The sequence below is a fragment of the Wolbachia endosymbiont of Drosophila barbarae genome (assembly GCF_044752445.1).
GTDB lineage: Bacteria > Pseudomonadota > Alphaproteobacteria > Rickettsiales > Anaplasmataceae > Wolbachia > Wolbachia pipientis.
The window spans coordinates 1-2486 of sequence record NZ_JBIXJM010000090.1; the positions used below are offsets into that span (position 1 = coordinate 1).

Sequence of the window (2486 nt, forward strand, 5' to 3'; positions counted from 1 at the left end):
TAAAGCAGAATCTGTTGTTACTTTGGAGGAGGAAGAAGAGTTTTTTGATGCTATGGAAGCTGTTTCTAATGTAGAAGAAGGGAATAATTTAGGTCTTGCTACTTCAGAAGAGGAAGAAGAATTTTTTGATGCTGTGGAAGAACAAGAGCCGTTAGCTAATTTTAACGTTCCACTCAGTATATTTCATTATAAAGATTATAACTCTGATTTTTTTACTTCCTGGTATAATATATCAAGCGAAATATTTAAGGAAATAAATAGAACTTGCCCAGAAAAGAAAATATTAAATTTAGCTCTGTCAGTTTTAATGCTTCCTTATATTGCTTTTACTGCACTGGGATTAGTCGTATGCAGTAGATTTCAAGCAAACAGCAAGACACAAGACAGTGTAGGGGAAGATAAGACAAAAAAGAGTGAAACTGGCGTGCCAAAAAGATTGGCATATGGTGTTCTTGCTGCAATAGCAATTTTTGTTAATATGGCTGTACTTGTAGCCTTAGTTGTTCCTGCAACAATTGCTTTGGCTACTTTTTATCTTTTAAATAGAGATTTATCTCACTCTTTAGTTACTGCTCTTAAAATAAGTATGGGGCGGTATTTTAATAAGCATCAAAATATTGAGGTGTCTTTTCATGAAAAGGAAGTTACTGGACCAAATATTGCGTGGGATATGGAAATAGAATTTCCACCGCAATTTAAACGATTGCTTAGAGATTTGTATGAAAATGAAAATAACAAGTGGTTTGATGTGACGCGGGATTCAGAGCATAGCATCGTACTGAAATTGTCAACTAACATCAATTTAAAAAATGGTCTTAAGCCCTTACGCAATGAAATCAAGGATGTGCTTGCAACTTCTATTCAGGAATTTGCGAAGACTATGGAAGAACTGATAAAGCTAGAAAAGAAAGAGATTACATATGATAAATTGAAGGAATTATTGAACGAATTCAAGTCGAAAGTGGTAGATAGTATAGGTCCTAATTTGACAAGTCACTTAATACAAAGTGCTTATCAAGTTGCCTTTATACAAGCAATTAAGTTTCAGCGAGATAGACGGGGAGAAGATTTTTCGCTGGAAGATGAGATAAAAAATTCTTTAGTGAGACAGGAATTAGAGAGCCAAGGTAAGGAATTACCAAGTAGAAAAGAGATTATAATAGAAGATTTGAAAAACGCAGGAATGGAAGTAGAAGACTCAAAAGATGATGAATTTTCTGTACATGAGGCAGAATGGAAAAAGCTTATAAAGGAAGGCGAAATAGTTAAAAGGACAGTAATTGATATTTATAAAAATAAGCATCTCCAAGCAACAGAGAAAGCCTTAGGTAATGCGAAAGAAGAAATTGAACGTTTAAGAGGAATAGGTCAAACAAGGTGTAACAATATATATAAGAAATTAAAAGAAATACATGAAAACAGTAGCTTAACAAATGACACCTTAAAAAGGGGGTTAGAAGACCTTTTTAAATTCGAATATGATGATCAAGAGATTGAGCGCAGGCTGATAAAATCAGTAATGAAAAAAGTTCAAGGTAAGTTAAGTCAATCAGATATACCGGATAAGGAGAAGCAAAGCCTAAGGAAGCAGCTTGAAGATTTAGAAAAAAAAGTAAAGGTTCCATCGGATAAGGAAGCTTCAGCTAAAATAAATGACTTTATAGAAAAGATGTATTTAGAAATAAAAAAATATAAAGTGCAAAGGTTACTTCGAGAACAAAAAAAGGGTGTTTTACGTTTATGCAAGAAATTAAGAAAATATGGTGAATCAGGTCTAGCAGAAATAATTGAAGCTTTTCGCGTGCAAGATGAAGGACATTTAGAAAAATCTACATTAGAACAAACACTCAAAGATCAAAATAAGCGTTTACAAGCTGAACAAAATAACAGGGAAAAAGGGCATCCGGGTACAAGATCAATAGAAGTGCTCTTAAAAAGGAATGAAGAAATTCTGAAAGCATTAAAACAGTTAGAATTAGGCAAAAAAGAATTATTGATAAATGAAGAAACAAAAAATGATTATAAAGAAGAACTAACGTCTCGTGAAAAAATAAAATTTGCAGTAATAGAAGATGATTTACTGAAGGTATTCAAGCTTGAAATTTTTGATGAAAAAGAAATCAAGAAGTTATTAGAAAGAGCAGAACTGGAGTACTGTTTAGCAGAAAAACGCATCAAATATCCTGTAATTAAAACAAAAGATAATATCAAACATTTTAGTCAAAATTTATTGTCTCCTTTGATAGACAATTTGACAAAAAATATAATAAATAATATACCAGGAAATAGTGAAGGTTGTATACAGAAAGTTAAGAACTGGAGTAAAGTTATGTTTGGTGCAATAAAGATTGGAGCATCAAATGCTTATAAAGAGATTACAGAGAGAAAAGCGTTAAATGTGGTACATAATACTTATAAAGAAGGAGAGACATTTCTTCAATGTTTTCAGTCAAATTATGAAGGTATTGGAGCCTTTTTAGGTAATT

Annotated in this window: 1 protein-coding gene; it reads left to right on the top strand. The window is 32.1% G+C overall.

The annotated features are described in order from the left end of the window. A partial coding sequence (locus tag ACIPNH_RS01205) for a hypothetical protein (RefSeq protein WP_400771128.1) occupies window positions 1–2486 on the top strand: 2486 nt, incomplete at both ends.